This is a genomic window from Bosea sp. PAMC 26642, from assembly GCF_001562255.1.
Lineage (GTDB): Bacteria > Pseudomonadota > Alphaproteobacteria > Rhizobiales > Beijerinckiaceae > Allobosea.
In genome coordinates, this window is sequence record NZ_CP014301.1 from 4,923,497 (window position 1) to 4,947,034 (window position 23,538).

At 65.3% G+C, this 23,538-nt stretch carries 23 protein-coding genes; 15 read left to right on the plus strand and 8 right to left on the minus strand.

What is annotated here, in order from left to right; genetic code table 11:
* Window positions 1-2 precede the first annotated feature (2 nt).
* A complete protein-coding gene (locus AXW83_RS23610) occupies window positions 3-1,136 on the plus strand; it encodes an NAD(P)/FAD-dependent oxidoreductase (protein WP_066618194.1) in 1,134 nt (377 codons plus the stop codon).
* Entirely contained in the window at window positions 1,133-1,480 is a 348-nt protein-coding gene (locus AXW83_RS23615) for a Rid family hydrolase (protein ID WP_066618201.1), read from the plus strand. Before AXW83_RS23610 ends, AXW83_RS23615 begins: the two co-directional genes overlap by 4 nt.
* A gap of 415 nt (window positions 1,481-1,895) precedes the next feature.
* Here the strand turns inward: AXW83_RS23615 and AXW83_RS23620 are convergent, their stop codons facing one another.
* The 4 genes from AXW83_RS23620 to AXW83_RS23635 all read right to left on the minus strand — a co-directional run bounded on the left by AXW83_RS23620 (window position 1,896) and on the right by AXW83_RS23635 (window position 4,845).
* The gene (locus AXW83_RS23620) at window positions 1,896-2,522 is read right to left on the minus strand and encodes a ferric reductase-like transmembrane domain-containing protein (RefSeq protein ID WP_066618204.1); all 627 of its coding nucleotides are present in this window, start codon (window positions 2,520-2,522) and stop codon (window positions 1,896-1,898) included.
* Window positions 2,523-2,527: 5 nt separating this feature from the next.
* Complete coding sequence (locus tag AXW83_RS23625; protein ID WP_066618206.1) at window positions 2,528-3,028, minus strand: peptidase associated/transthyretin-like domain-containing protein; 501 nt, start codon at window positions 3,026-3,028, stop codon at window positions 2,528-2,530.
* Between the two features lie 417 nt (window positions 3,029-3,445).
* Window positions 3,446-4,141, minus strand: a complete 696-nt coding sequence (locus AXW83_RS23630; RefSeq protein WP_066618208.1) for a flavin reductase family protein — start codon at window positions 4,139-4,141, stop codon at window positions 3,446-3,448.
* Window positions 4,138-4,845 (minus strand): GntR family transcriptional regulator, encoded by a 708-nt coding sequence (locus tag AXW83_RS23635; protein ID WP_066618210.1) that lies wholly within the window; start codon window positions 4,843-4,845, stop codon window positions 4,138-4,140. The genes AXW83_RS23630 and AXW83_RS23635 overlap by 4 nt, the downstream gene beginning before the upstream one ends.
* A 261-nt stretch (window positions 4,846-5,106) precedes the next feature.
* Here AXW83_RS23635 and AXW83_RS23640 point away from each other — a divergent pair, with 261 nt between their 5' ends.
* The 7 genes from AXW83_RS23640 to AXW83_RS23670 all read left to right on the plus strand — a co-directional run bounded on the left by AXW83_RS23640 (window position 5,107) and on the right by AXW83_RS23670 (window position 13,380).
* Window positions 5,107-6,711 carry an ABC transporter substrate-binding protein gene (locus AXW83_RS23640; protein WP_236841753.1) on the plus strand — a complete coding sequence of 535 codons (1,605 nt, stop codon included), beginning with the start codon at window positions 5,107-5,109 and terminating at the stop codon, window positions 6,709-6,711.
* A gap of 82 nt (window positions 6,712-6,793) precedes the next feature.
* Window positions 6,794-7,786 carry an ABC transporter permease gene (locus tag AXW83_RS23645; RefSeq protein ID WP_066618212.1) on the plus strand — a complete coding sequence of 331 codons (993 nt, stop codon included), beginning with the start codon at window positions 6,794-6,796 and terminating at the stop codon, window positions 7,784-7,786.
* Window positions 7,776-8,708 (plus strand): ABC transporter permease, encoded by a 933-nt coding sequence (locus AXW83_RS23650; RefSeq protein WP_066618214.1) that lies wholly within the window; start codon window positions 7,776-7,778, stop codon window positions 8,706-8,708. The genes AXW83_RS23645 and AXW83_RS23650 overlap by 11 nt, the downstream gene beginning before the upstream one ends.
* Before the next feature lie 26 nt (window positions 8,709-8,734).
* Entirely contained in the window at window positions 8,735-9,931 is a 1,197-nt protein-coding gene (locus AXW83_RS23655) for an amidohydrolase family protein (protein WP_066618216.1), read from the plus strand.
* Window positions 9,928-11,433 (plus strand): amidohydrolase family protein, encoded by a 1,506-nt coding sequence (locus AXW83_RS23660; protein ID WP_066618219.1) that lies wholly within the window; start codon window positions 9,928-9,930, stop codon window positions 11,431-11,433. The genes AXW83_RS23655 and AXW83_RS23660 overlap by 4 nt, the downstream gene beginning before the upstream one ends.
* The gene (locus tag AXW83_RS23665; protein ID WP_066618220.1) at window positions 11,430-12,404 is read left to right on the plus strand and encodes an ABC transporter ATP-binding protein; all 975 of its coding nucleotides are present in this window, start codon (window positions 11,430-11,432) and stop codon (window positions 12,402-12,404) included. The genes AXW83_RS23660 and AXW83_RS23665 overlap by 4 nt, the downstream gene beginning before the upstream one ends.
* Complete coding sequence (locus AXW83_RS23670) at window positions 12,397-13,380, plus strand: ABC transporter ATP-binding protein (protein WP_066618221.1); 984 nt, start codon at window positions 12,397-12,399, stop codon at window positions 13,378-13,380. The genes AXW83_RS23665 and AXW83_RS23670 overlap by 8 nt, the downstream gene beginning before the upstream one ends.
* 261 nt (window positions 13,381-13,641) lie before the next feature.
* Here AXW83_RS23670 and AXW83_RS23675 read toward each other — a convergent pair whose 3' ends face one another.
* Entirely contained in the window at window positions 13,642-15,996 is a 2,355-nt protein-coding gene (locus tag AXW83_RS23675; protein ID WP_236841754.1) for a xanthine dehydrogenase family protein molybdopterin-binding subunit, read from the minus strand.
* A 230-nt stretch (window positions 15,997-16,226) separates the two neighbouring features.
* On the opposite strand from AXW83_RS23675, the gene AXW83_RS23680 reads away from it, so the two are divergent.
* Window positions 16,227-16,955 (plus strand): beta/alpha barrel domain-containing protein, encoded by a 729-nt coding sequence (locus AXW83_RS23680; RefSeq protein WP_066618228.1) that lies wholly within the window; start codon window positions 16,227-16,229, stop codon window positions 16,953-16,955.
* 51 nt (window positions 16,956-17,006) lie between these two features.
* A complete protein-coding gene (locus tag AXW83_RS27940) occupies window positions 17,007-17,240 on the plus strand; it encodes a cupin domain-containing protein (RefSeq protein WP_236841989.1) in 234 nt (77 codons plus the stop codon).
* 498 nt (window positions 17,241-17,738) lie between these two features.
* Here AXW83_RS27940 and AXW83_RS23685 read toward each other — a convergent pair whose 3' ends face one another.
* Window positions 17,739-18,803 carry an SDR family oxidoreductase gene (locus AXW83_RS23685; RefSeq protein ID WP_066618233.1) on the minus strand — a complete coding sequence of 355 codons (1,065 nt, stop codon included), beginning with the start codon at window positions 18,801-18,803 and terminating at the stop codon, window positions 17,739-17,741.
* Window positions 18,804-18,983: 180 nt separating this feature from the next.
* On the opposite strand from AXW83_RS23685, the gene AXW83_RS23690 reads away from it, so the two are divergent.
* Window positions 18,984-19,286, plus strand: coding sequence for a winged helix-turn-helix transcriptional regulator (locus AXW83_RS23690; RefSeq protein WP_236841755.1), 303 nt, complete (start codon window positions 18,984-18,986; stop codon window positions 19,284-19,286).
* Between the two features lie 160 nt (window positions 19,287-19,446).
* On the opposite strand, the gene AXW83_RS23695 is transcribed toward AXW83_RS23690, so the two are convergent.
* Entirely contained in the window at window positions 19,447-19,695 is a 249-nt protein-coding gene (locus AXW83_RS23695; protein WP_236841756.1) for a hypothetical protein, read from the minus strand.
* Between AXW83_RS23695 and AXW83_RS23700 the strand changes: the two genes are divergently transcribed.
* On the plus strand, window positions 19,682-20,590 hold the full coding sequence (locus AXW83_RS23700) for a LysR substrate-binding domain-containing protein (RefSeq protein WP_156640345.1): 909 nt from the start codon (window positions 19,682-19,684) through the stop codon (window positions 20,588-20,590). The two genes, AXW83_RS23695 and AXW83_RS23700, sit on opposite strands and share 14 nt — an antisense overlap.
* 109 nt (window positions 20,591-20,699) lie before the next feature.
* Window positions 20,700-20,873, plus strand: a complete 174-nt coding sequence (locus AXW83_RS27360) for a hypothetical protein (protein ID WP_156640347.1) — start codon at window positions 20,700-20,702, stop codon at window positions 20,871-20,873.
* Here AXW83_RS27360 and AXW83_RS23705 read toward each other — a convergent pair.
* Window positions 20,864-21,760 (minus strand): LysR family transcriptional regulator, encoded by an 897-nt coding sequence (locus tag AXW83_RS23705; protein ID WP_066618242.1) that lies wholly within the window; start codon window positions 21,758-21,760, stop codon window positions 20,864-20,866. The genes AXW83_RS27360 and AXW83_RS23705 overlap by 10 nt on opposite strands.
* A 220-nt stretch (window positions 21,761-21,980) precedes the next feature.
* Between AXW83_RS23705 and AXW83_RS23710 the strand changes: the two genes are divergently transcribed.
* Complete coding sequence (locus tag AXW83_RS23710) at window positions 21,981-23,513, plus strand: ABC transporter substrate-binding protein (RefSeq protein ID WP_066618244.1); 1,533 nt, start codon at window positions 21,981-21,983, stop codon at window positions 23,511-23,513.
* Window positions 23,514-23,538 lie beyond the last annotated feature (25 nt).

Below are 23,538 nucleotides of genomic sequence, written 5' to 3' on the forward strand. Positions count from 1 at the left end.
GCGTGGAGTGTCGTAGCGCCGACGTCATCGTCATCGGGGGCGGCATCCATGGCTGCTCGACGGCGCTGAATTGCGCCATGCGCGGGCTGTCGGTGATCCTTCTCGAAAAGGACCATGCCGGCCGGCACGCATCGGGCGTCAATGCCGGCGGGGTGCGCCAGCTCGCCCGCCATGTCGCGGAGATTCCGCTCTCTAATGCCTCGATGGCGCTCTGGCACAGGATCGAGGACCTCGTCGACGACGATTGCGGCTTCACCTGCGACGGTCAGGTCCTGGTCGCGGAGGACGAGGAAGATCTCGACACCTGCCGCGCCCGCGTCGACGACCTGACCCTGCGCGGGTTCCATCATGAGGAGCTCATCGACGCCGCTGAACTGCGCCGGCTGGTGCCGGCCGTCTCCGATTTATGCCCCGGCGGCGTGATTTCGCGCCGCGACGGCGCGGCGATCCCGCTGCGCGCGACCCAGGCCTTCAAGCGCAAGGCGGCCAGCCTCGGCGCCGACATCCGCGAAGGCGTGCGGGTCACCCGCGTCGTTCGTGACGGCGCGAACTGGCGGGTCGAGACCGATAACGGCTTCTTCCTCAGCCCCCGCATCGTCAATACCGCCGGAGCCTGGGCCGACCGCATCGCGGCCGATCTCGGCGAGCCGGTGCCACTTGAGGTGATCGCGCCGATGCTGATGATCACCGCCGCGATGCCGGCCTTTATCAAGCCCGTCGTGATCCTGCGCCGGCGCAAGCTCTCCTTCAAGCAGTTCGGCAACGGCACCGTGCTGATCGGCGGCGGCTATCTCGGCCGCGCCATCCGCGACGAGAACCGCACTGTGCTCGACTGGGGCAAGCTCGCGACCAACGCCAGGACGGTCTGGGACCTGTTCCCCGTCATGCGTGCGGCCCCGATCGCCCGCGCCTGGGCCGGCATCGAGGCGCGCATGCCCGACGACCTGCCGGTCTTCGGTCCCAGCGCCCGGCACGAGGGCGTCTACCATCAGTTCGGCTTCTCGGCCCACGGCTTCCAGCTCGGCCCCGGAGCCGGCGCCGTCATGGCCGAGATCATCGCGACCGGATCGACCAATGTCCCGATCGACGGTCTCCAGATTTCCCGCTTCACCCACCCCCGAGAGAGCAGACCATGACCATCAAGCGCAGTATCAGGACCCCGATCCAGAACCGCATCGTCGAGACCGGCAGCCTCGTCTTCGTCGGCGGCGTCATCGCTGATGACACCACCCAGTTGATGGGCCCGCAGACGCAGAACATCCTGGGCAAGATCGAGGGCTATCTCGGCGAGGTTGGGCTCGACCGCAAGGCGATCGTCGCAGCCCAGATCTACGTCACCGACCTCTCCCAGAAGAAGGAGATGGATGGCGCCTGGACCGGCTTCTTCGGCGACGACATGCCGACCCGCGCCACAGTCGGCGTCGCCGATCTCGGCGGCGGCGCGATCATCGAGGTGGTGGTCACCGCGAGCCGCGGCTGACCACGGCGTCAGAACATGACATGTCGATCATCATGTCGGCGCAGCATCACCGTGGTCTAACTTCCTCCAGGGTGCCGAGGTCAAAATCGGCGTGTACGGCGACCCTTTTTTCATCGCCACCTGACCCCCAGGTCAGTACAGACATTTCTCTATTCGCGGCTCGCGCAATGTACGTCGCAACGAATTAAGGGCGCGCGCCGCATCTATGCCCGGACGCAACGCGCCAACTGCCGACATTCGGCCGATGCCGGAAAGCGGACGTATCCGATCAACGATTCGCGGCTGTCAGCGTCCGACCCACGGCGGCAGTCACGCTCTTCGCTCATCGCCTGGGCCCGTCGCGCTGCCTCGCACGCGGCCGACGGGGTGGCTGAAGGGCCGTTAGCCCGCTGGGGCTCGCTGGGAGCCGCGAGGATCATAGGCGCCGGTCCTGCGGCTTGCGCCGCCTCAGCAACATCCATGCGCGGAGATCGAACAGCGCGACCGCGGTGGCGCCGACGACGAGCGCGCAGAGCGCGAGCTTGGAGACGCTCCCCATCGTCCCCTCGATCAGCAGAGCGTGGACGACTCCGCCGAGCACGACCAACATCACGAGCACGGTATGGCCAAGACGCCAGAGCCGCGGCCTGATACGCAGGGGCCGCCGCAGCGCGGCGAGCAGCGCCGCGGCGAAGGCGGCCCACATAGCGACGACCCCCCAGGCCGAAAACGGCGTCGGCGAGTCGAAGAGAAGCGCGTCGACGACGTCGGGCGGGCTGGTCAGCCACAGCCCGGCGACATGAATGATGATCGCCGTGACAAGCGCGGTTCCGACCCAGCGATGCACCCGACGCCCGCGCGGGACCGGGAGCCCCGGCAGGTATCCGGCCGCGAGCAGGGGCTGCAGCAGAATGAGCGCCAGCGCCAAGACGCCGGCGAAACCAGCCACGATATAGATCGGCCCACGCCAGGCGAGCAGCGGGCTCGTTGCAGCGACGGCGAGCGACACGACGATCGCGCCCGCGACCACGGCCCAGATCAGGGCCGCCCTCATCGACGGCATGCGGCTCACGCCGACTGGAGCACGAAGTCGGCCTTCAGGCTCTTGTCTCGGGAACTCTGCATCACCGGGCGCAGGAACACGGTCTTGAAGGCTGCATCGTCATAGGCGAGATGGCCGTGCGCCTGCCCGAAGGCCGGGATGATCTGCGGCATCTCCAGACGGAACACGCCATTGGCGTCGGTCAGCGTCGCGCCGTGGCTTTGTGCATCGGTCTCGTAGCCCTCCGTGGTATGGGCCCAGATCTGGATACGGATCCCGGGCAGTGGCGCGCCATCGCCGGCCCGGCGCACCGTCCCGGACATCCAGAAGCCGCCATTGCCGATCCGCTGCACGATCGGCGCGCCCGGACGGTAATTGTTGGCGCCCCCGCGCATCGAGCCCGTCGGCGCCAATCCCTGTGCCTGAGCCGGCTGAATGATGGCCGGCGCTCCCTGTGTGATCACCGTCGCGCCAAAGGCGGCCCCGGCAGCCAGCAGGCCGCGGCGTGTCGTGGAAATGGGCAGCATCGCTTGCTCCGTGGATCGAGGTTACAGCCCGTCGGCAAAGGCCACGAGCCTCCCGTTCGACTGCAGTCCTACTGAAGCTATTCGGCGAAATCTCGTCGGCCAGCGGGGCACACGGCTTCGTGACGACCGTTGCCGAGGGACAATCTTCGCTCCGACTCTCGGCATGGCATGGCCGCGCACGCTTAGGGCGCATCCATCTCTGCGTGACCGAGGCCAATCGGCCATCGACCAAGCTCGTCCCCTCGGCGCCATTAGAGGACCTCAGCGCTATCGCGGGAAGCAGACGTTGGCGAATACCCTGCGAGGAGCGCGCTCTTGGTCCGCTTCTCTTCTGTCTCCCGCCGGACTATCCCACATCCGTATCGAAGCTCCCGTCGAAATCGGGCGGATCGATATCTGACAGGTTCGACGCGTGCATCAGAGCCGCCGGTTGGCTGACTTGGGGTCGGACGCAAAGGTCGCGACAGACATGGTCGGCAGATCGAAACAGTCTCTCGTCGTTGCATAACCGTGGCCACCCATGCGGCCGATCGCGTCGAGCGCGAGGGGGTCGACATGCAGGTGCTGGTTGATCGTATCGGCGCGGAAATGCGCATAGACGACCTCGCCCAGAATGATCTCGCGCGAATTCCCGATGCCGAGCGTCGTATGGTGGCGGCATTCGAAGGCGGCGGGGGCCTGACCGATCCATGGACAGGGTACCTTCACGCCCGGCATCGCGGTCAACCCGGCCTCGGCCAGCTCGTCGACGCCGGGCTCGAAGGGCGTGGCGCAGATGTTCATGCCCTCGACCAGCGCATCGGAGACGATGTTGACCGTGAAGGCCAGCGTCTCGCGGATGTTGCGGCCGGTGTCCTTCTGTCCGCCGGCGGGGCGATACTCGACGCCGAGCGCTACGATCGCCGGATCGGCCGAGAGGCAGTTGAAGAAGGAGAACGGCGCTGCGTTGACGACGCCCCGGCCGTCCACGGTGGTGACGAGTGCGATCGGACGCGGCACCACCGCGCCAATCAGCAGCTTGTAGCGCTCGCGCGGGGATAGCTCGGCGAAATCGAAGGTGACGAAGGAGTCAGAGGTCCCGCCGATCTGTGGCGGGGTCAACGTTTCGGTCATGGTGTCGTCAGTCCTTCGCTCAAGGCATAGGGCGCGAGCACTTCGCGGATGTCGCGCTCGCCGCGCGGCGTCAGCAGGGCCCGCGTCACCACGGCCTGCAGGTGATGGTCCATCAGATGGGCGGCGCGCGCGGCGTCTCCGGCGCGCAAGGCCTCGATCAGCTGGCGATGCTCGGAGACGGCGCATTCGGAGGAATGCGGCCGTCCGTAGATCGCCAGGATCAGCGAGCAGCGCGACGAGACCTCCTGCACATAGCGCAACAGCAGCGCATTGCCGGTCATTTCGGCAAGCCGGATATGGAACTCGCCGGCGAGCCGGATCGATTCCGGTCTATCTCGGCCCAGCGCGCTTTCCTCCTGCCGCACATGCGCCTCGAGCTCGGCCGCCTGCGCGGATGTCAGCTGGCCCGCCAGGCTTTCAGTCACCTGCCGCTCCAGCCCACGCCTGACGTCGAAGACGTCGCGCGCTTCCTCCAGGGTCGGGTAGGCGACCGAGGCGCCGCGATTGGGCTTGAGCTCGACCAGCCCCTCGACGGCAAGGCGTCCGAAGGCCTCTCGCACCAGAGTGCGGCTAACACCGAGCTGCTCGCCGATCGAATCCTCCGGCAGCTTCATGCCGGGCTTGAGCGCCTGCTCGATGATGGCGCGACGCAGCGCCCGATAGACCGATTGCGCCCGCAATCCAGGCGTCCGCGGTTCGCTCATCGTACCCCGTCTCCGTACTGCTGCGGCCGCTCCCGCGACCTGTGCCGGCGCAGTCAATGTCACGGGTTCAGGCTCCGCTCCAGTTTTTCGCTTGTCATCAGAAATCGCATACAATACGTTTACAGTATCGTATGCAAGTTTGATAATTTTTTGCACACGACGTGCTGCGTTTCGCGCCAGTCTGCGTGGAATTGCGGCAGAGGCAGGCAGTCCGGGAGCGCCGATGCGCCGCTCCGGTCCAGGCAAACGGGAGTTGGCGCGATGAAGAAGGCTGGCCTGACACGCAAGAACTGGATGCTGGCAGCGGTTGCTGCGCTCGCCCTGAGCGGAACCGGCGGCGTCCCCGACACGGCGAGCGCCAAGACGTTGAAATGGGGTGCCGCCCGCGAGATCGCCTCGCTCGACCCCTATTCCTATGGCGACACTTTCACGCTGTCGGTGCTGAACCATGTCTATGAGGGGCTGGTGCGCTACACCGGCGATCTCAAGATCGAGCCTGCTCTGGCCGAGAGTTGGGAGACGGTCTCGCCGACGGTCTGGCGCTTCAAACTGCGCCAGGGCGTCAAGTTCCATAACGGCAACCCGTTCACCGCCGAAGACGTCATCGCCTCGCTGGAGCGCGTCACGCATCCGGATTCGCCGCTCAAGGGCAATCTGCCGGCTTACAAGTCGTCGCGGAAGATCGACGCGTCGACGGTCGAGATCGAGGTCAACGGCCCATATCCGCTGCTGCTCAACGACCTGACCAACATCTTCATCTTCAACAAGCCCTGGCTCGAGGCCAACAACGCGCTGCTGCCGACCGATTCCGGCAAGGGCGTGAAGGGGTACGCCACCGACAACACCAACGGGACCGGGCCGTTCGTGGTCGAGAGCCGCCGCGCTGATTCCAAGACCGTCTACGTCAAGAACCCGAACTGGTGGGACAAGCCGCAGCACAACATCGACGCGATCGAGTTCATGCCCATCGCCTCGGCCTCCACGCGGGTGGCGGCGCTGCTGTCGGGCGAGATCGACTTCACCAACGTCGCTCCGCTGCAGGACCTGCCGCGCCTTGCGGCCTCGCCTGACGTCAAGGTCCTGCAGACCAACGAACTGCGCACGGTGATCTTCGCCTTCAATCTCAAGGACGCGTTGTTCGAGAGTGACGTCAAGGACAAGAACCCGCTCAAGGACATCCGCATCCGCGAGGCGCTCTACCGCGCCATCGACATCGACGCGGTGCAGAAGCGCGCCATGCGCGGCCTCTCGCGCAACACAGGCGCGCTGATCGCCCCGGCAATCCCGGGCTACGAGGCCTCGCAGGACGTGCGGCTGCCCTTCGATCTCGACGGCGCCAAGAAGCTCCTGGCTGCGGCCGGCTATCCCAACGGCTTCAATTTTCAGATGAACTGCCAGAGCGACGGCCTCGTCAACGAGGAGGAGTTCTGCCAGGCAGTCGCCTCGATGTGGTCGCGGGCCGGCTTAAAGCCCAATCTCAGCCTTGGACCGCGCAGCCAGCAGACCCCTAAGCGCGTCAAGGGCGAGTTCGACGTGATCTCCTTCGGCTGGGCCAACGAGCCGATGATCGACGCCTACTCGATCCTGATCCAGGTGATGCGGTCGAAGAGCGGCTCGGGCGGCGTGTTCAACTGGGGCAACTGGGGCGATCCCCGGATCGACGCGCTGATCGACAAGGCCGGAGTCGAGCTCGACACGCCTAAGCGCATCGCGATGATGCAGGAGGCGCTCAAGATCGCCAAGGCTGAGCACCTCTTCATCCCGATGCACCAGCAGCCGATGGCTTGGGCGATGCGCAACAGCGTGGCGCAGACCGTGCAGGCCTCCGACAACAAGCCGAGGCTGTGGCTGACGACGCTGAAGTGAGTACGCCGCCAGCCCGGGACGCGCCACGGGCGCGATCCCGGGCTGGCGGCACGGTCCGCGCAGTCCTGGGGATGGAACGACGATGCCGGCCTTCCTGCTCAAGCGCCTCCTGAACGCTGCCGGCGTCATGCTTGCAGTCGCGTTCATCGCCTTCCTGATCTTCCGCTTCGTCGGCGATCCGGTCGAGCTGATGCTCAACGAGCAGGCAAGCCAGGCGCAGCGCGACGAACTGCGAGTCCGGCTCGGCCTCGACAAGGGCTTTGTCCTGCAATTTGCGACCTTCGTCGGCAATGCGGTGCGCGGCGATTTCGGCATCTCATACCGCAACCAGCAGGAGGTGTTCACGCTGATTGCGGAGCGCTTCCCGGCGACCTTCGAGCTCGTGCTGGTCGCGACCTTCCTGTCACTGGCTGTGGGCATCCCGCTCGGGGTCTACACCGCGATCGCGCGGGACACCCTGCTCGCCAAGGCCCTACAGTTCGTCTCGGTGCTCGGCGTCTCGCTGCCGAGCTTCGCGCTCGGCATCCTGTTCATCCTGACCTTCTCGGTGACGCTGCAATGGCTGCCGGCCTTCGGGCGCGGCGAGACCGTGCAACTTGGCTGGTGGAGCACGGGCTTCCTGACGCCGTCGGGACGTAAGGCTCTGATCCTGCCCGGGGTCACCCTGTCGCTGTTCCAGATCACGCTGGTGATGCGCCTCGTGCGCGCCGAGATGTTGGAGACGATGCGCACCGACTTCATCCGCTTCGCCCGGGCCCGCGGGCTGACCACGCGCGCCGTCAACTTCCATCACGGCCTGCGCAACTGCCTGATGCCGGTCATCACCGTGACGGGCCTCCAGATCGGCAACCTGATCGCCTTCGCGCTCGTCACCGAGACTGTGTTCCAGTGGCCCGGCATGGGGCTGCTCTTCGTTCAGGCCGTCACCTTCGTCGACATTCCGGTGATGGCGGCCTATCTGATCGTCGTTTCCTTCATCTTCGTCTCGCTCAATACGCTTGTCGACCTGACCTATGCCTGGGTCGATCCGCGCTTGCGCGAGGATGCGATCGCCGGAGGCGCCAATGCCCGGTGAGACCGTGCAACCTTCGCGTTGGCGCCAACTCCTCGACAGCGACGTCGGCTGGAGCTTCCGCCGCACGCCGGCGGCCTGGCTCTCGGCCATCGTACTGGCGCTACTGATCCTGACGGCGTTCTTCGCCCCGCTGATCGCACCGCAAAACCCCCACGACCTCGCCCAGATCTTCATCGACAAGGCGGAGATCCCGCCGATCTGGAACAAGGACGGGGAATGGCCCTTCCTTCTGGGCACCGATCCGCAGGGTCGCGACGTGCTGTCGGCCATCCTCTACGGCACGCGCGTCTCGCTGGCGATCGGACTGGCAGCCGTGCTGGTCTCGATGGCGATCGGCGTCACGCTCGGCCTGCTCGCCGGGTTCCACGGCGGGCGCATCGACAATCTGCTGATGCGGCTCGGGGACACGGTGTTGTCGATCCCGACGCTGCTGATGGCGATCCTGGTCTCGGCGATCTTCCGCGAACTGCTGCCGCCGCCGCTGCGAGAGCCCTTCGCGGCCGTCGTTCTGGTTCTCTCGATCTCGCTGACGAACTGGGTTCAGTACGCCCGCACGGTGCGCGCCTCGACCATGGTCGAGCGGCGCAAGGAGTATGTACTGGCGGCGCGCATCATCAAGGTACCGGCGCGCCGGATCATGGCGCGCCACATCCTGCCCAATACGCTGACGCCGGTCATGGTGGCAGCCACGCTCAATCTCGGCCTCGCCATCCTGTCGGAAGCGACCTTGTCCTTCCTTGGGGTCGGCATGCCGATCACCCAGCCCTCGCTAGGCACGCTGATCCGCATCGGCAACCAGTATCTGTTCTCGGGCTCCTGGTGGCTCGTCGTCTTCCCCTCGCTGCAGCTCGGGCTGATCGTGTTGTCGGTCAACCTGCTCGGCGACTGGCTGCGCGACGCGCTGAACCCGAAGCTGCGCTGACAAGCCCCCAAGAGGAAACGCCCGCGATGACCGTCTCCCTGCTACTGCGCAATGTCCGTCCCCATGGCGGGCCCGCCGTCGACATGCTGATCGAGGCCGGCAAGATCACGCAGGTGGCTGCCGGCGTAGCGGCCCCCGCCGGCGTTTCCGTTGAGGACGGCCGCGGCGAGATCGTCATTCCCGGGCTGGTCGAGGCCCATACCCATCTCGACAAGAGCCTGTGGGGCCTGCCCTGGTACACCAACGAGGTCGGTCCGCGCCTGATCGACAAGATCGACAATGAGCGCCTGAACAAGAATCGGCTGGGTATCGAGCCGGCGCGCCAGTCGGCGAGGCAGAGCATCCAGTCCTCGCTGATGGGCTCGACCCATATCCGCAGCCACGTTGACGTCGATACCGAGCACGGTCTGTGGGGCGTCGAGGGTGTGATGGCGACCCGCGACGACTACCGGGACATCGTCGACATCGAGCTCGTCGCCTTCCCGCAATCGGGACTTCTGTGCCGGCCCGGCACGCTGTCTCTGATGGAGCAGGCGATGCGGGCCGGCTGCGAGATCGTCGGGGGCCTCGACCCCTGCGCGATCGACCGCGACCCCAAGGGGCATCTCGATGCGGTCTTCGGGCTGTGTCAGACATTCGGCAAGCCGCTCGACATCCATCTGCACGAGCCTGGCGAGATGGGCGCCTTCTCGACCGAACTGATCATCGAGCGCACCCGTGCGCTGGGCATGACCGGCAAGGTCACGATCAGCCACGCCTTCTGCCTCGGCGCGGAGCCCGCTCTGGTCGATCCGCTGATCGCGCAGCTCGCCGAACTCGACATCGCCATTATGACGACGGGACCGGCGAGCCGCCCGGCGCCACCGGTCGGGAAGCTGCTGAAGGCCGGCGTGCGCGTCTGCTCGGGCTCGGACGGAATCCGGGACACCTGGGGCCCCTACGGCAATGCTGACATGCTGGAGCGCGCCATGTTCGTGGGCCTGCGTAACAACCTGCGCCGCGACGACGAACTGCGGATGGCGCTCGATATCTGCACTGTCGGGGGCGCCGGGGTGATGGAGATCGACGGCTACGGCCTCTCTGTCGGCTGCAACGCCGACCTGGTCATCCTGCCAGGCGAGACCATGGCGGAGGCCATCGTCACGCGCTCGCCCCGGCGCCGCGTCGTCAAGGCCGGCCGGATCGTTGCCCGCGACGGCGTCTCGATCAGGACCGCGCCGTGAGCTTGCGCGCCGCCAGGCGGCCAGAGGGCCGCATCCTGCTCACCGCGCGCTGGCTGCTCGGCCACCGCGACGGCCGGCACCGTCTCTACGAGCATGGCGAGATCGTCTTCGAAGACGGCGCAGTTATTTTCACCGGGCACGGCTTCCCCGGCGAGGTGGCGCGGCGCATCGATTACGGCCATTCCCTGATCGGGCCCGGCTTCGTCGACCTCGACGCGCTTTCGGACCTCGACACCACGATCCTCGCCTATGACAACCAGCCGGCCTGGCAGAAGGGCCGCGTCTGGCCACGCTCCTATCTGGAGGCCGGCCCCTACGAGATGTACTCGCGCGAAGAGCTCGCCTTCCAGAAGGCGCACGCTTTCGCCACGCTGATCCGCAACGGCATCACGACAGCCCTGCCGATCGCCTCGCTGTTCTACCGGGCCTGGGGCGAGACGGCGCAGGAGTTCGAGGACGCGGCCGACGCCGCGGCGAAGCTTGGCCTGCGCACCTATGTAGGCCCGGCCTATCGCACCGGCAACCAGCTGGTCGAGGCTGATGGCACGATCACGACGCATTACGACGAGAAGCGGGGCCTGTCGGAGCTCGACGCCGCGATCGCCTTCTGCCGGCGACACGAGGGCGCGGCCGACGGCCTGATCCGGACGATGCTGGCGCCGGACCGGATCGAGACCTCGACTGCGACGCTCCTGCGCCGGACCGCTGCCGCGGGCCGTGAGCTCGACGTGCCGGTGCGGCTGCATTGCTGCCAGTCGAAGACGGAATACGACCTCGTGCTGGCCCAGCACGGCATGAGCCCGCCCGAATGGCTGGACAGCTTGGGGTTCCTCGACGAGCGCAGCCTGCTGCCGCACGGCACCTTCGTCTCCGGCAGCCGTCACATCACGCGGCCCGGCCGCGACCTCGCGATCATCCGCGACGCCGGCGCGACGATCGTGCACTGCCCGCTGGTCTCGGGCCGGCACGGCAATGCGATCGACCATTTCGGCCGCTATCGGGAGATGGGCCTCAGGATCGGCATGGGCACCGATACCAGCCCGCCCGACATGATCATGAACATGCAGGTCGGCATGATCCTCGCCCGCGTGACGGCCGGCAGCGTCATGGCCTGCCGGAGCGAGGACTATTACGACGCAGCGACCATCGGCGGGGCCGATGCGCTGCGTCGGCCCGATCTCGGCCGCCTGCAGCCCGGCGCGCGCGCTGACATCACGGTGTTCGACTTCGACCGCCCCCATCTCGGCCAGATCATCGACCCGATCCAGACCATGCTGCTCGCCGGGCAGGGCCGCGATTTCTCGACCGTGATCATCGACGGGCGCTTCGTGATGCAGCACCGGCTCATTCCCGGCGTCGACGAAGCGGCCGAGAAGCGGCGCGCCCAAGCGCAGTTCGAGGGCGTGATGGCGCGCTATCCGGAGCGCACCCACGGGCATCCGCCAGCGAGCGCGATCTTCTCGTCGAGCTACCCGGTCGAACCTGCGCAGGCCGGGCGATGACGGCGCTGCTTTCCGTGAAGGACCTGCGCATCGTCTTCGACGGCCGGCACGGCCCGCTGACGGCGCTCGACGGCATCACCTTCGAGATCGCGCCCGGCGAGATCCTCGGGGTCGTCGGCGAGTCCGGCGCGGGCAAGTCGCTGACCGGCACGGCAGTGATCGGCCTCCTGGATCCGCCCGGCCGCATCAGCGGCGGCGAGATCCACCTCGACGGCCAACGCATCGACACTCTGCCGCAGGCCGCTATGCGCAAGCTGCGCGGCCGCCGGATCGGGGCGATCTTCCAAGATCCACTCACCTCGCTCCATCCCCTTCTGACCGTCGGCGAGCAACTCGTCGAGACCATCCTGACCCATCTTCCGGTTTCGCAGGGGCAGGCGCGCCAGCGCGCGCTCGCACTGCTGAACGAGGTCGGCATCCCGGCGGCGGAGACGCGCATAGACCAGTATCCGCACCAGTTCTCGGGTGGAATGCGACAGCGGGTTGTGATCGCGCTCGCGCTCTGCGCCGAGCCGCAGCTGATCATTGCAGATGAGCCGACGACAGCGCTCGACGTCTCGATCCAGGCGCAGATCACGACATTGCTGAAGCGGCTCTGCCGCGAGCACGGCACCGCGATCATGCTCGTGACGCACGACATGGGCGTCATCGCAGAGACGGCCGACCGCGTCGCGGTGATGTATGCCGGCCGCATCGTCGAGATCGGCTCGGTCAATGAGGTGACGCGCCGGCCGCGCCATCCGTACACGGCAGGCCTGATGGCCTCGATCCCGAGCGTCCATGCCCGCAACGCCGTGCTCAACCAGATCGATGGGTCGATGCCGCGGCTGGGCGCGATCCCGCAGGGCTGTGCCTTCAACCCGCGCTGCGGACTTGCAACCGATCTCTGCCGGACGGACAGGCCCGTACTCCCGCCGTCGGCCCACGCCGCCGCCTGTTATTTCCCGCTGATGGAGGGCGCGCATGCCTGACCGCGCCGCAATCCTGGAGGTCGCTTCCGCTTCCTGTCGCTTCGATGTCTCGGCGCCGGCCCTGTCGCGGTTCCTGGGCCGCCAGCCGCGCCGCATCCTGCGCGCGGTCGAGGACGTCTCATTCACGGTCGCGCGCGGCTCGACCTTCAGCATCGTCGGCGAATCCGGCTGCGGGAAGTCGACGCTGGCGCGCATGGTGGTCGGGCTGCAGAAGCCGACCGACGGCACGCTGCGCTTCCGCGACATCGCGCGCGCCGATGGCGGGTCCGGGCCACCACGCGTGCAGATGATCTTCCAGGATCCCTATGCCTCGCTCAATCCGCGCTGGCGCGTCGGGGACATCGTCGCCGAGCCGATCCGGGAGCTCAAGCTTCGCCCGAACGAGGCCGAAACCCAGGCGCGCGTCGGAGAACTGCTTGAGATCGTCGGGCTCTCGCGCGGAGATGCGCAGCGCTATCCACATGCCTTCTCGGGTGGCCAGCGTCAGCGCATCTCGATTGCGCGCGCGCTGGCAACGGAAGCCGATTTTCTGGTCTGCGACGAGCCGACATCGGCGCTCGACGTGTCGGTGCAGGCCCAGATCCTGAACCTAATGGTGAGACTCCAGCAGGAATTTGGCCTGACGTATCTCTTCATCAGCCACAACCTCTCAGTCGTGCGCCACATGTCGGATCACCTCGCGATCATGTATCTCGGCCGCATCGTCGAGAGCGGCCCGGCCGAACAGGTCTTCAGCGAGCCACGCCACCCCTACACACGGCTGCTGCTTGACACGATCCCCGATGTCGAGAAGCCGAACCGCGCACGCCGACCTATGTCGGGCGAGGTACCGAGCCCGATAGCGCCGCCGCCGGGCTGCGCCTTCCATCCACGATGTGCCATGGCGACCGACATTTGCCGCGTGGAGCGTCCCGAACTGCGCATGCAAAACGACGTTAGCGTCGCCTGCCATCATCAGGCCGCCCGGACGGCCTGATCCTTTTGAGATGCCAATCGGGCAGGCATTGAACTGGACTGCATGAAGCACCGGTGGTCATAATGTACGGAACTGGCCATATGTCCGTCGCCTGTCCGGGTGGAATGCGCCAAGGGAAGACATTGGCCGACTGCCGAATAGCGGACGTTGGTCTCGGCGCCTTTACGGACACTGTACGATTAGCTCAAACCGGGCATTCGTTGCGGGGGATAGGTGCCGTTCCGCAATAAGAAAGGTGAACGGGCGCTGTCGATCGTTGCGTCAGGTGGCCGTGGCCGGCGGGCTGTTTTGGCGGAAGCTCTTTCCCGATTGAATCACTCTCCAGACCTCCTGAGGAGTCGCTGGCATGTCGAGATGCGTGATGCCATAGGGCGCTAGGGCGTCGACGACCGCGTTCATCACCGAGGGCAGGGAGCCGGCGCACCCGGCTTCCCCGCAACCTTTGGCGCCGACTCGATTGTTCTGCGTCGGCATGCCCTGGCTCTCGAACGAGAAGAACGGAACATCCTCCGCCCGAGGCAGTGCGTAATCCATATAGGAGCCTGTCATCAGCTGGCCGCTCTCGTCATAGACGGTCCGCTCGAACAGCGCCTGGCCGATGCCCTGAACGATGCCACCATGAAGTTGGCCCTCGACGAGCATCGGGTTCACGACGGTGCCGAAGTCGTTGACCATGACATAGCGCGCGACCTCGACATGCCCGGTCTCCGGATCGATCTCGACCTCGGCGATGTGACAACCATTGGGATAGGCCGAGGGCGCCGCGTTGAAGACATGATCGACATCGAGCGACTGCGGCAGGTCCGGCGCGACTGCGGCACCACCCTGAAGCCTGGCCGCGATGTCCATGATGCCGATCGAGCGATCGGTTCCGACGACGGTGAACTGGCCGGCTGCGAACGCGATATCGGCGACATTGGCCTCCAGGAAATGACCGGCGAGCAGCTTGCCCTTTTCGATCACCAGATCGCTCGCCTCGATGATCGCCGAGCCGCTCGCCATCAGCGATTTCGAGCCGCCTGTGCCGCCGCCGGCAATCAGCCGGTCGCTGTCGCCCTGCACGAGCTTGATCTGCTCGAAGGGAACGCCGAGCTGGCTGGTCAGGAGCTGGGCGAAAGGCGTCCAATGTCCCTGGCCGTAGTCGAGCGTGCCGGTGACGATGCTCACGCTGCCGTCCGGTTCGAAATGGATGCCGCCCATTTCATTTGAGGGCGGCGCCGTCACTTCGAGAAAACAGCCGATCCCGCGCCCGCGCAACAAACCCGCCTTCCGGCTTGCCTTCAGCCTTGCGGGATATCCCTTCCAGTCGGACGCCTCGAGAGCTCGCTCGAACAGCGCCGGGAAATCGCCGCTGTCATAGATCGTGCCCATCGGCGTCGCCCAGGGCAGTTTGGCGGGCGAAACCAGGTTGCGTCGCCTCAGGCTCGCGCTGTCGATCCCCATCTCACGGGCCGCCGTATCGATCAGGCGCTCCATGAAATAATTGCCTTCCGGCCGTCCCGCGCCGCGATACGCCCCGATGGGCGGCGTGTTGGTCACCGCGCAGCGGGTCCGGACTTCGACCAGCGGCGTCCGGTACATGCCGACCGAGTTCTTTCCGATATTCGATGTCGGCATGATCGCGCCGACGGGCGTGAGATAGGCGCCCATATTCGCCACGCCCGTGAAGCGCGTGGCGAGGAAGCGACCGCGAGCGTCCAATGCCAGCTCGGCCTCGAATACCATGTCGCGGCCATGATGGTCCGAGACGAAGCTCTCCGAGCGCTGATCGGTCCATTTGACCGGCCGCTTCAGCATGCGGGCTGCGTGGAGGAGGACGACGTATTCAGGAAACACAGAGGCCTTCATGCCAAACGAGCCACCGACATGGCCGGTGACCAGGCGCAGCTCGGCCGGCTTCACCCCCATGGCCGCGGCCAGGTTGTTGCGCATGCCGAAGGCGCCCTGGCTCGGCGCATGCAGCGTGTAACGCTTCGACTTGCCGTCGAAGCTCGCAAGGGCGGCGCGCGGCTCGATCGGGTTGACGACGACGCGATTGTTGACGATCCGCAACCGGGTGATGTGCGCGGCCTCGGTAAAGGCCGCGGCGACCTTGTTGCTGTCACCAAACTGGAAATCGACGATCAGATTGCCGGCGAGGTCGTTATAGAGTTGCGGGGCCTCGATGCCGAGCGCCTGCTCGGCATCGGTGACGGCAGGCAGGACATCGATGTCGAGCCCGACCGCCTCCGCGGCATTGCGGGCCTGATCGGCTGTGTGGGCGACGACGATCGCGATGGGGTCGCCGACGAAGCGAACCTTGTCGGTTGCCAGCGCCGCTCGCTCAGGTGTTTTCATCGACGCGCCGTCGCGGCCGGGTACATTGAGCGGCGTGATGATGGCTTTGTAGCCTTGGCCGGTCAGATCCGCGCCGGTGTAGATCGCGACGACGCCCTTCATCGCCTGGGCATCAGCCGTATCGACGGCCCTCAGATGGCCATGCGCGTGAGGGCTGCGGACGAAAGCCGCGAAGAGCTGCCGCTCGAGGCTCAGGTCGTCGGTATATTGCCCTTGCCCCTGCACGAGGATTTCATCCTCCTTGCGCGGTACAGGCTGACCAATCGCAAACGATGCCATCGGCAGGCTGTCAGGAGGCACGCGAGAATTCATCAGGACCGGCCATGGCAAACAAGTCGGGGATATTCGGCTTCCTTGATAGGGCTGGTGTGCGATGCACACAAAGAGCGCCCACTGCAGCCCCGCCAAGCGCCCAGCGTTTGCGAAACTGACAGACTGAGCCAGCATGTTCGCAGAAGGCATGGCGGCTGGTTGGGCCGCAGGCCGGACCGAACAGAACAGGTGTCCTGATGGGCCTTCGCTTCATTTTCATGCTCACCCGCAACGATCGCACGGTCGGCGATGCGATGGAGCAACTTGCGACGGCTCTGGCTTTGGGAGTCCGGCATATCGGTTTCAAGGATATCGGCCTGCCGCTCGACACGCTGAAGGCGCTCAACACGGCGATCAAGGCTGGCGGCGCGACCTCCTATCTCGAGGTGGTTTCGCTCGATCGCGACAGTGAGATTGTCTCGGCAAAAGCCGCGGTCGAGATCGGCATCGACATTCTGCTGGGCGGGACGAGGGTCGACGACGTGCTGCCGATCATTGCCGGGACGACGATCCAGTACTGCCCCTTCCCGGGCACGATCTCCGGACATCCAAGCGTTCTTGAGGGTAGCATCGAGGACATCGTCGCCAGTTCGCAGGCCTTGGCCTCACGCGACGGCGTGCACGGCCTTGATCTCCTAGCCTATCGTTCGCGCGAAAACGTCCCGGCACTCATCGACGCCGTCTGTTCCGCCGTGTCCAAACCCGTCTATGTGGCCGGATCGATCGACACGCCGGGCCGTATCGCGGCCTTGAAGCAGGCCGGCGCGGCCGGCTTTACCATCGGCACAGCCGCTCTCGACGGGAAATATCCGGCCGATGGCATGGATGTGCCAAGCCAGCTCAAGACGAGCATCCGGGATGTCGCGATGCTCAATCGGCACATCTCGCCGTTTCACAAGGAAAATCTGACGAGCGCTTTCGGATGATTCTCCGACACCTGGCCCCCTCAGGTCGCCGCGGCGGTCAATAATCTGCAGATCAAGCTTGCTAAGCTCGAGGGCGAGGCCGGCTGGCATTTCAACAGCCGCGAGGACGAGGTCTTCTTCGTCCATAAAGGACGGCTGCTGATGAGGTTCCGCGATCGCGACGAGGTCATCGAGGAGGGCGAGTTCATCGTCGTGCCGCATGGCGTCGAACGTTGCCCGACCGCGCTGGAAAAAGTCTGCGAGGTCGTGATTCTCGAGATCGGCACGACGAGCCGCGACCTTTAGATCGGTAATAGAAAACGACCTTGTAGATTCCGTGCGAGAGCGGCGTTATCCGCTTTCGACAGCGCTGGGTCTCGATCCCTAAATATGCTGTTGCCCGACACGCCCTTGCCTCAGACGAGGCTTAACAACCTCTGATGGAGTGCCAGCTTCGCGGCCAGTTACATCTCGTCCTGAGGCTCGACCTCGAAAAACCAACCTTCGCCGCATATCCCTACCGGGCGCGCCGTCTGATAAGCACCGCAAACACCCGTCGCTGTGACGGGCGTGACGCGCCACTTCCCGACATTTGGGAGATGCCCGAAACCAGACATCCGTCATGGCCTTGCGGATGGGGAATTCTGGTTGTGCGGCCAAGCCGACATCGCAGACCGGCTTCTCTTGAAGCCCCCAGTAGCCGCGCTGGCAGCACAGCCAGTTGAAGAGCCAATGAGCCTCAAGGACGCATTGGACTTCGTGCAACCACGCTGCCTCAAATCTCCGTATCTGGAACAGGGGACATCACGGAATGACCTTCGAGGCTCGCAGGCGCGTGAACAGATCGAAGAAGGCGCCGTCCGTCGCTTGGTAGTCGAGGAAGCCGAGGCGCCGGCTTTTGCTCATGTCGGTCACTACCTCGATTGGGCGGCCGAGATCGGCATCCGTATGCCAAGCCGATGCGAGGCGCCCGAGATCGGGCTCGACCAGTCCGTGCCGTGCCGCGAGATCGGCCCAGACCGGCGCATCGTCGACCATCTGCTCTTCCAAAGGACGCACCGTGCCGTCGAACGGTACAGGCTCGAGCCCGAACCAATCGGCAAGGCGACCCCACATCCAGCTCCATCGAAAGACATCGCCATCGACGACATTGAAGGCCTCATTGCGCGCAGCTGGCGTCGTAGCTGCCCATTCGAGGTGCCTGGCGAGCAGGCGCGCATCTGTCATGTCGGTCAGCCCGTTCCACTGCATAGCGGAGCCGGGGAAACGGAACGGACGCCCGGTCTCCCGGCAGAGGGACGCATAGGCGGCTAGCGTCACGCCCATGTTCATGGCGTTGCCCAGTGCATAGCCGATGATGGTGTGAGGCCGGTGCACGCTCCAGCCGAAACCGTCGCGTTCGGCAGCGGAGAAAACTTCGTCTTCTTGGGCGTAGTAGAAGTTCTCGATATCGAGGCGGGCTTGATCCTCTCGAAACGGCGTTGCCGGCAGGCTGCCCTTTCCATAGGCCTCGAACGGACCAAGGTAGTGCTTGAGACCCGTGACGAGAGCGACATGGCGCACACTTTCCGTCGGCCGGAGCGCATCGAGGAGATTGCGGACCATGGCGGCATTGATGCGGATATTCTCTGCCTCCGTCTTCTGCCTCAGCCAAGTGGTGATGAAGACATGACTTGGTCGTCGGTCGACCAGCGCGGCCGACAAATGTGTGGGATCGAGCAGATCGGCCGCGATGGGGGCGACGCCTGGAGCGTTGTGCGGCGGCCGCCTTGCGAGCCCCTGCACCGACCAGCCAGACGCGACGAGGCTGAGCGCGAGGTTGTTTCCAACGATGCCGCTGACGCCTGCAATCAATGCCGTCTTGTTCATGATCTCTCCAATCCGTCACTGCGATCTAGTCAGGCAGAGCATGGAGCGCTAGACGGCACCCAATAGGGTCATAGGCACAAGACGGTAACCAGCATGAAGCCCGGCTCCCTCGAAGACGCGTGGCGAGAAGATTGCGCACCCAGGCGCGTCCTAGAGCTGTTTGCGACCAAATGGACGAGCATGATCCTGCACACACTTCATGCCCGGCACGATGGGCGCGCGCGAACCGGCGTTCTGCAGCGGAGCATTCCCGGCGTCTCGAAGAAGATGCTTGTTCAGACCCTGCGCGACATGGAAGGCAGCGGCCTCCTGACGCGGCATGTCGCCGGCACCGTGCCCCCAGCCGTCGAGTATCGCCTCACCCCGCTCGGAGCGCGTTTCGTCGAGCCTGTCGAGCTTCTCTACGCCTGGGGCCGCAGAAACGACGACGCACTGGATGCCCTCGGCGACCGTCCGACATCTCGACGTCAGACGAGGAGTTAGCGCCAACTGCCGACATTCGGCCAATGCCGAAAAGCAGAAATGTCCGAACGACGGTCCTCGGCTGCCAACTTTCGACCCGTCGCGGACCTCGCAAAACCACGTGCGGCGCGGCAATCCCAAAACGGATGACTGCCATTATGGAGCGATGCTTGGGGGCGACTTACGCGGGCATGAGCCCTGCTGCGCGGTAGCCCTCGATCAAGGCGTCGTAGACAGAGATATCAGCGCGGCTTCTGGCGACGAGCTGCGCGCCGCCTACAGCGGCGAAAATGGCGCGAGCCCGTTGATCGACATGCTCAGCCCCAACCGTCCCCGTGGCCGATAGCATCCGGCTCAGCCATGCGACATTGATGTCGGCGAAGGTCTGAATCTCGGCCCGAATCCGCGCGGGCAGCTTGCCGCCGCTCAAGTCGCTTCAGGCCTTCGAGGCAGCAGCGCGGCTGCTGAGTTTCAAGCGCGCGGCTGCCGAACTCGGCGTGACGCCGACGGCTGTCAGCCACCAGATCAGATTGTTGGAACGGCACTGCGGCCAGAGCCTGTTCCGCCGCAGACCGCGTCCGCTGAGCCTGACGCCAGCCGGACGACAGCTTTTCCCCGTGCTCCGCGACGGGTTCGAGGCATTCGCCGGCACATTAAGTGGCTTGAGGCGTGGTGAAGCGGCAAGCGAGCTGCGTGTGACCTGCACGAACGCATTCGCGGCCCGCTGGCTCGTGCCTCGCGTGTCAAACTGGCGCTTGAGCCATCCCGATTTCAGGCTCGATATCATCGGCACAGACACCGTCGTCGACCTGGAAGCGGGTGAAGCTGACCTCGCGATCCGCTATGCGCGCAAGCCGCCAGTCGGCCTAATCTCCGTCGAGCTGATGCGCGATTCCTTTCTCGTCGTCGGCAGCCCTCGGCTGATCGGATCACGCCAACTACCACTCGATCCGGTGGACGTCGCCTCGCTTCCGCTAATCGATATCGAATGGCCGGCAACCGATGCCGAGGCGCCGACTTGGCGACGCTGGCAGACGGAGGCCGCCTCCAGCGGCATGCTGACGCCCGACCTCTCATCCATGCCAACGCTCAGCTTCCGGGAGGAAGCCCATGGCATCGAGGCAGCGGTCAAAGGCCAAGGACTTGCGATATGCAGCGACGTGCTCGTCGGCAATGAGCGTTCGACCGGCGCGCTTATTCAAATCTCGCCTCTCCGGCTCGCCGGGTACGGCTTCCATATCGCTCATCGTGCCAAACACCCAAAGATCGGCGCCATCAACGCCTTTATCGATTGGGCGCAGCGTTCCTTGAGTAACCCGGCTTAGGCAAGACACCGCAGAACTGGCCTGCAATTGTCCGCGGCGCGACAACCGCGCGCCATAACCAGACACCGGCGTGCCGCCAAGAAGCAGACGTTAGGTTAGTGGACGGCCGGTGACCGGTTTGATGGGCGGTATTAATGCTGTGATCGGGGAGCGGGTGCCTTCGAGGCGAATGAATGATCGTTGGGAATGCTGCGCAGGATGTCGCGGCTATGCGTCCTTCAATGCGGTCGTCAAAATTGCCGACACCGATCCATTCACCACCGAGAAAAAAGATCAGCCATAACCAGAACCAAACTGGGGCGGCGGTTGCAGCATGGCGCTGAAGGCTTCAACAAGCTTTCCGCTGGGCCGCCCTCTTTGCCGAAACAGGACGATCGGCACGCGGATGGTCGGGCTGAAGCGGCGGAAAACCAGCCCGGTGCTCTGATTGATGCGCGCGGCCTCGCTGTCGACGATCCCTATGCCGCAGCCCGCGGCGATCAGCGCACAGACGGTGACGCCCAAGCTGGCGTCGATGACGCCACGATAGCGCAGCCCCGCCCCGTCGAGCGCCTGCGTCAGACGGCGCCTGAACTCGTCCTCCGGTCCGAGCGCCACGACCGTTTCTTCGGCGAGGTCCTGCGCGACGATCATCTCCTTGTCAGCGAGGCGATGCCCGGCCGGCATCGCAACCACACCCTCGAGCTCGAAGAGCTTGCGGCGGGACAGGTTGAACTCGTCGCTGCGCAGCTGCGCGATGCCGAGATCGATCTCGCCAGCGCCGACCAGCCGCGCTGCATCGGCCGAATTGCTGGAATGCAGCGAGATCGTCACGTCGGGATACTTGTCCGAAAAGCGCGCGACCATCGCCGGTAGCCAGGCGATCCCCAGCGCCGGGATGGTGCTGACGACGATGCGGCCCTGCTGGCGATCGCGCAGTCCCTCCGCGAAGCGCGCCAGGTTCTGCATGCCGAAATAGGTCCGCTCCACCTCGGTGTAGAGCAGGCGGGCCTCCTCGGTGGCGGCGATGCCCTTGGTCGTTCGCGAGAACAGGCGCAGGCCAAGTTCCGCCTCGAGTTGCTTCAGCGCCTTGCTCACGGCTGGTTGCGAGATGCGCAGGATTCCGGCCGCCTCGGTGATCGAGCCGGAATCCATGATCGCCTTGAAAGTCTCAACCTGACGGTAATTCATGGGGTCGAGCCATAACCTCAATTCATATAGATCGTAAACTTATGAATTTGAGATAGATCGATGCGTGTGTTTTCCTTGCCTCCGTCGCGAGTTTCCGGAGCAAGGGCAGCCGGGCCACGGAGCGGCCAAGAACGCAAAACGCGGATTTTCGTCGCCTGATGCCGAGGACGCGACCGCGATCCCCGGAACGATGAAGTGCCAGCTTGGGGAACAGCCGTACATGCGCAATCTACGCCAGACCTGTTTTCGCGCCGCCCTGATCGCCGGGCTCTCCGTTTTTGCCGCGCACGCGCAGGCGCAGCCTGCGGGCGTCCTTCGGGTCGCCGTCGGTGCCGACCCGGCGACCTTCGACCCCGCCTTCAACGACCTGCCCGTCGGCAACGCGGTCGATCTCGCCGTGCTGGAAGGGCTGTTCCGGCTCGATCCCCAGAACAACGTCCTGAAGAGTCTGGCGTCGGACCATTCGTTTTCGCCCGACGGCAAGGTCTTCACTGTGAAGATCATGGCCGGCAGAACCTTCAGCAACGGCGATCCCCTGAATGCCGAGGCCGTCGCGGCCAGCTTCAATCGCTTGCTCGATGAGAAAGTCGGCTCGATCTATCGCGGCCTCTACGCCTCGCTCGGCACGGTCAGGGCCGTGGGAGAGGACACGGTCGAGTTTCATCTCGCCGAGCCCAACGGCCATATTCTGCTGCTGCTCGCGAGCACGGCTGCCAGCATCGTCAACGTCAAGGCCGTCAAGGAGATGGGCGCCGAATACGGCCGCAAGCCGGTGGGGTCCGGCCCCTACAAGGTCGATCGCTTCGTAGGCGGCGAGGGCTTCCGGCTCGTCCCAAACCCGACTTACAAGGGCGAGTATCCGGCGACCCTGAAATCGATTGATTTCATCGTCGTGCCCGAGGACGGCTCGCGCATGGCGCTGTTGGAAACCGGCGCGGCGGATATCGTCGAGCGGGTGCCGCCGGAATCGATGGCGGCGATCAACGCGCTCAAGGACGCCAAGGTCGTCACGCCCCCCAGCATGTTCTCGATCAACATGGAGATGGTGCTGAAGGGGTCGCTGACGGACGCCAGGGTGCGCAAGGCGCTGAACCTGGCGGTCGATCGCGAGGGCATCGCCAAGGGCGTGCTCGGCGGGCTCGGCACGCCGTCGGTCGGCATGGTCGGCCCCGGCACGCAGGACGAGCTGCGCAAGACCTTCCCGCCGATCCCGTTCGATCCGGCAGGGGCGAAGAAGCTCCTGGCGGAGGCGGGCTACAAGCCGGGGCAGCTCTTGCTCAGCTTCACCTGCCCGACCGGGCGCTACATCAAGGACGTCCAGGTCTGCCAGGCCCTTGCAGGGTCGTTCGAGAACGTCGGCATCAAGGCGACGCCGCTGGTGGTCGACCGCGGCACCTGGAGCAAGGTGATCGGCATGGAACCTGCGGCCCGCACCGACAACATGGGCATGGTCGGCCGCGCCACAGCGGGCATGGATTACACCCTCTACCGCCTGTTTTTTACCGGCGTCGGGGCTAACCGCACAGGCTACTCCAATCCGCGCGTCGATGCGCTGCTCAAGGAAGGCCGCGCCACCACCGACCCGGCCAAACAGAAGGCGATCTATGGCGAGGTGCAGGAAATCGTCTGGAACGATCAGCCCTTCCTCTTCCTCTGGTACCAGACCCAGGCGATCGGCGTGTCCAACCGGGTGCAGGGCTTTGCCGTCCAGCCCAACGAGACGCTGGTTTTTGACAAGGTGACCCTGAAGTAGCAGCGCCGAAGCGGGAGCCGCGACG

What these genes read in the sequence shown, in the direction of transcription:
- AXW83_RS23615 (WP_066618201.1), top strand. Translation starts at nt 1,133, where the DNA reads ATGACCATCAAGCGCAGTATCAGGACCCCGATCCAGAACCGCATCGTC.
- AXW83_RS23620 (WP_066618204.1), bottom strand. Translation starts at nt 2,522, where the DNA reads ATGCCGTCGATGAGGGCGGCCCTGATCTGGGCCGTGGTCGCGGGCGCG.
- AXW83_RS23625 (WP_066618206.1), bottom strand. Translation starts at nt 3,028, where the DNA reads ATGCTGCCCATTTCCACGACACGCCGCGGCCTGCTGGCTGCCGGGGCC.
- AXW83_RS23630 (WP_066618208.1), bottom strand. Translation starts at nt 4,141, where the DNA reads ATGACCGAAACGTTGACCCCGCCACAGATCGGCGGGACCTCTGACTCC.
- AXW83_RS23635 (WP_066618210.1), bottom strand. Translation starts at nt 4,845, where the DNA reads ATGAGCGAACCGCGGACGCCTGGATTGCGGGCGCAATCGGTCTATCGG.
- AXW83_RS23640 (WP_236841753.1), top strand. Translation starts at nt 5,107, where the DNA reads ATGAAGAAGGCTGGCCTGACACGCAAGAACTGGATGCTGGCAGCGGTT.
- AXW83_RS23645 (WP_066618212.1), top strand. Translation starts at nt 6,794, where the DNA reads ATGCCGGCCTTCCTGCTCAAGCGCCTCCTGAACGCTGCCGGCGTCATG.
- AXW83_RS23650 (WP_066618214.1), top strand. Translation starts at nt 7,776, where the DNA reads ATGCCCGGTGAGACCGTGCAACCTTCGCGTTGGCGCCAACTCCTCGAC.
- AXW83_RS23655 (WP_066618216.1), top strand. Translation starts at nt 8,735, where the DNA reads ATGACCGTCTCCCTGCTACTGCGCAATGTCCGTCCCCATGGCGGGCCC.
- AXW83_RS23665 (WP_066618220.1), top strand. Translation starts at nt 11,430, where the DNA reads ATGACGGCGCTGCTTTCCGTGAAGGACCTGCGCATCGTCTTCGACGGC.
- AXW83_RS23670 (WP_066618221.1), top strand. Translation starts at nt 12,397, where the DNA reads ATGCCTGACCGCGCCGCAATCCTGGAGGTCGCTTCCGCTTCCTGTCGC.
- AXW83_RS23675 (WP_236841754.1), bottom strand. Translation starts at nt 15,996, where the DNA reads ATGGCATCGTTTGCGATTGGTCAGCCTGTACCGCGCAAGGAGGATGAA.
- AXW83_RS23680 (WP_066618228.1), top strand. Translation starts at nt 16,227, where the DNA reads ATGGGCCTTCGCTTCATTTTCATGCTCACCCGCAACGATCGCACGGTC.
- AXW83_RS23685 (WP_066618233.1), bottom strand. Translation starts at nt 18,803, where the DNA reads ATGAACAAGACGGCATTGATTGCAGGCGTCAGCGGCATCGTTGGAAAC.
- AXW83_RS23690 (WP_236841755.1), top strand. Translation starts at nt 18,984, where the DNA reads ATGATCCTGCACACACTTCATGCCCGGCACGATGGGCGCGCGCGAACC.
- AXW83_RS23705 (WP_066618242.1), bottom strand. Translation starts at nt 21,760, where the DNA reads ATGAATTACCGTCAGGTTGAGACTTTCAAGGCGATCATGGATTCCGGC.
- AXW83_RS23710 (WP_066618244.1), top strand. Translation starts at nt 21,981, where the DNA reads ATGCGCAATCTACGCCAGACCTGTTTTCGCGCCGCCCTGATCGCCGGG.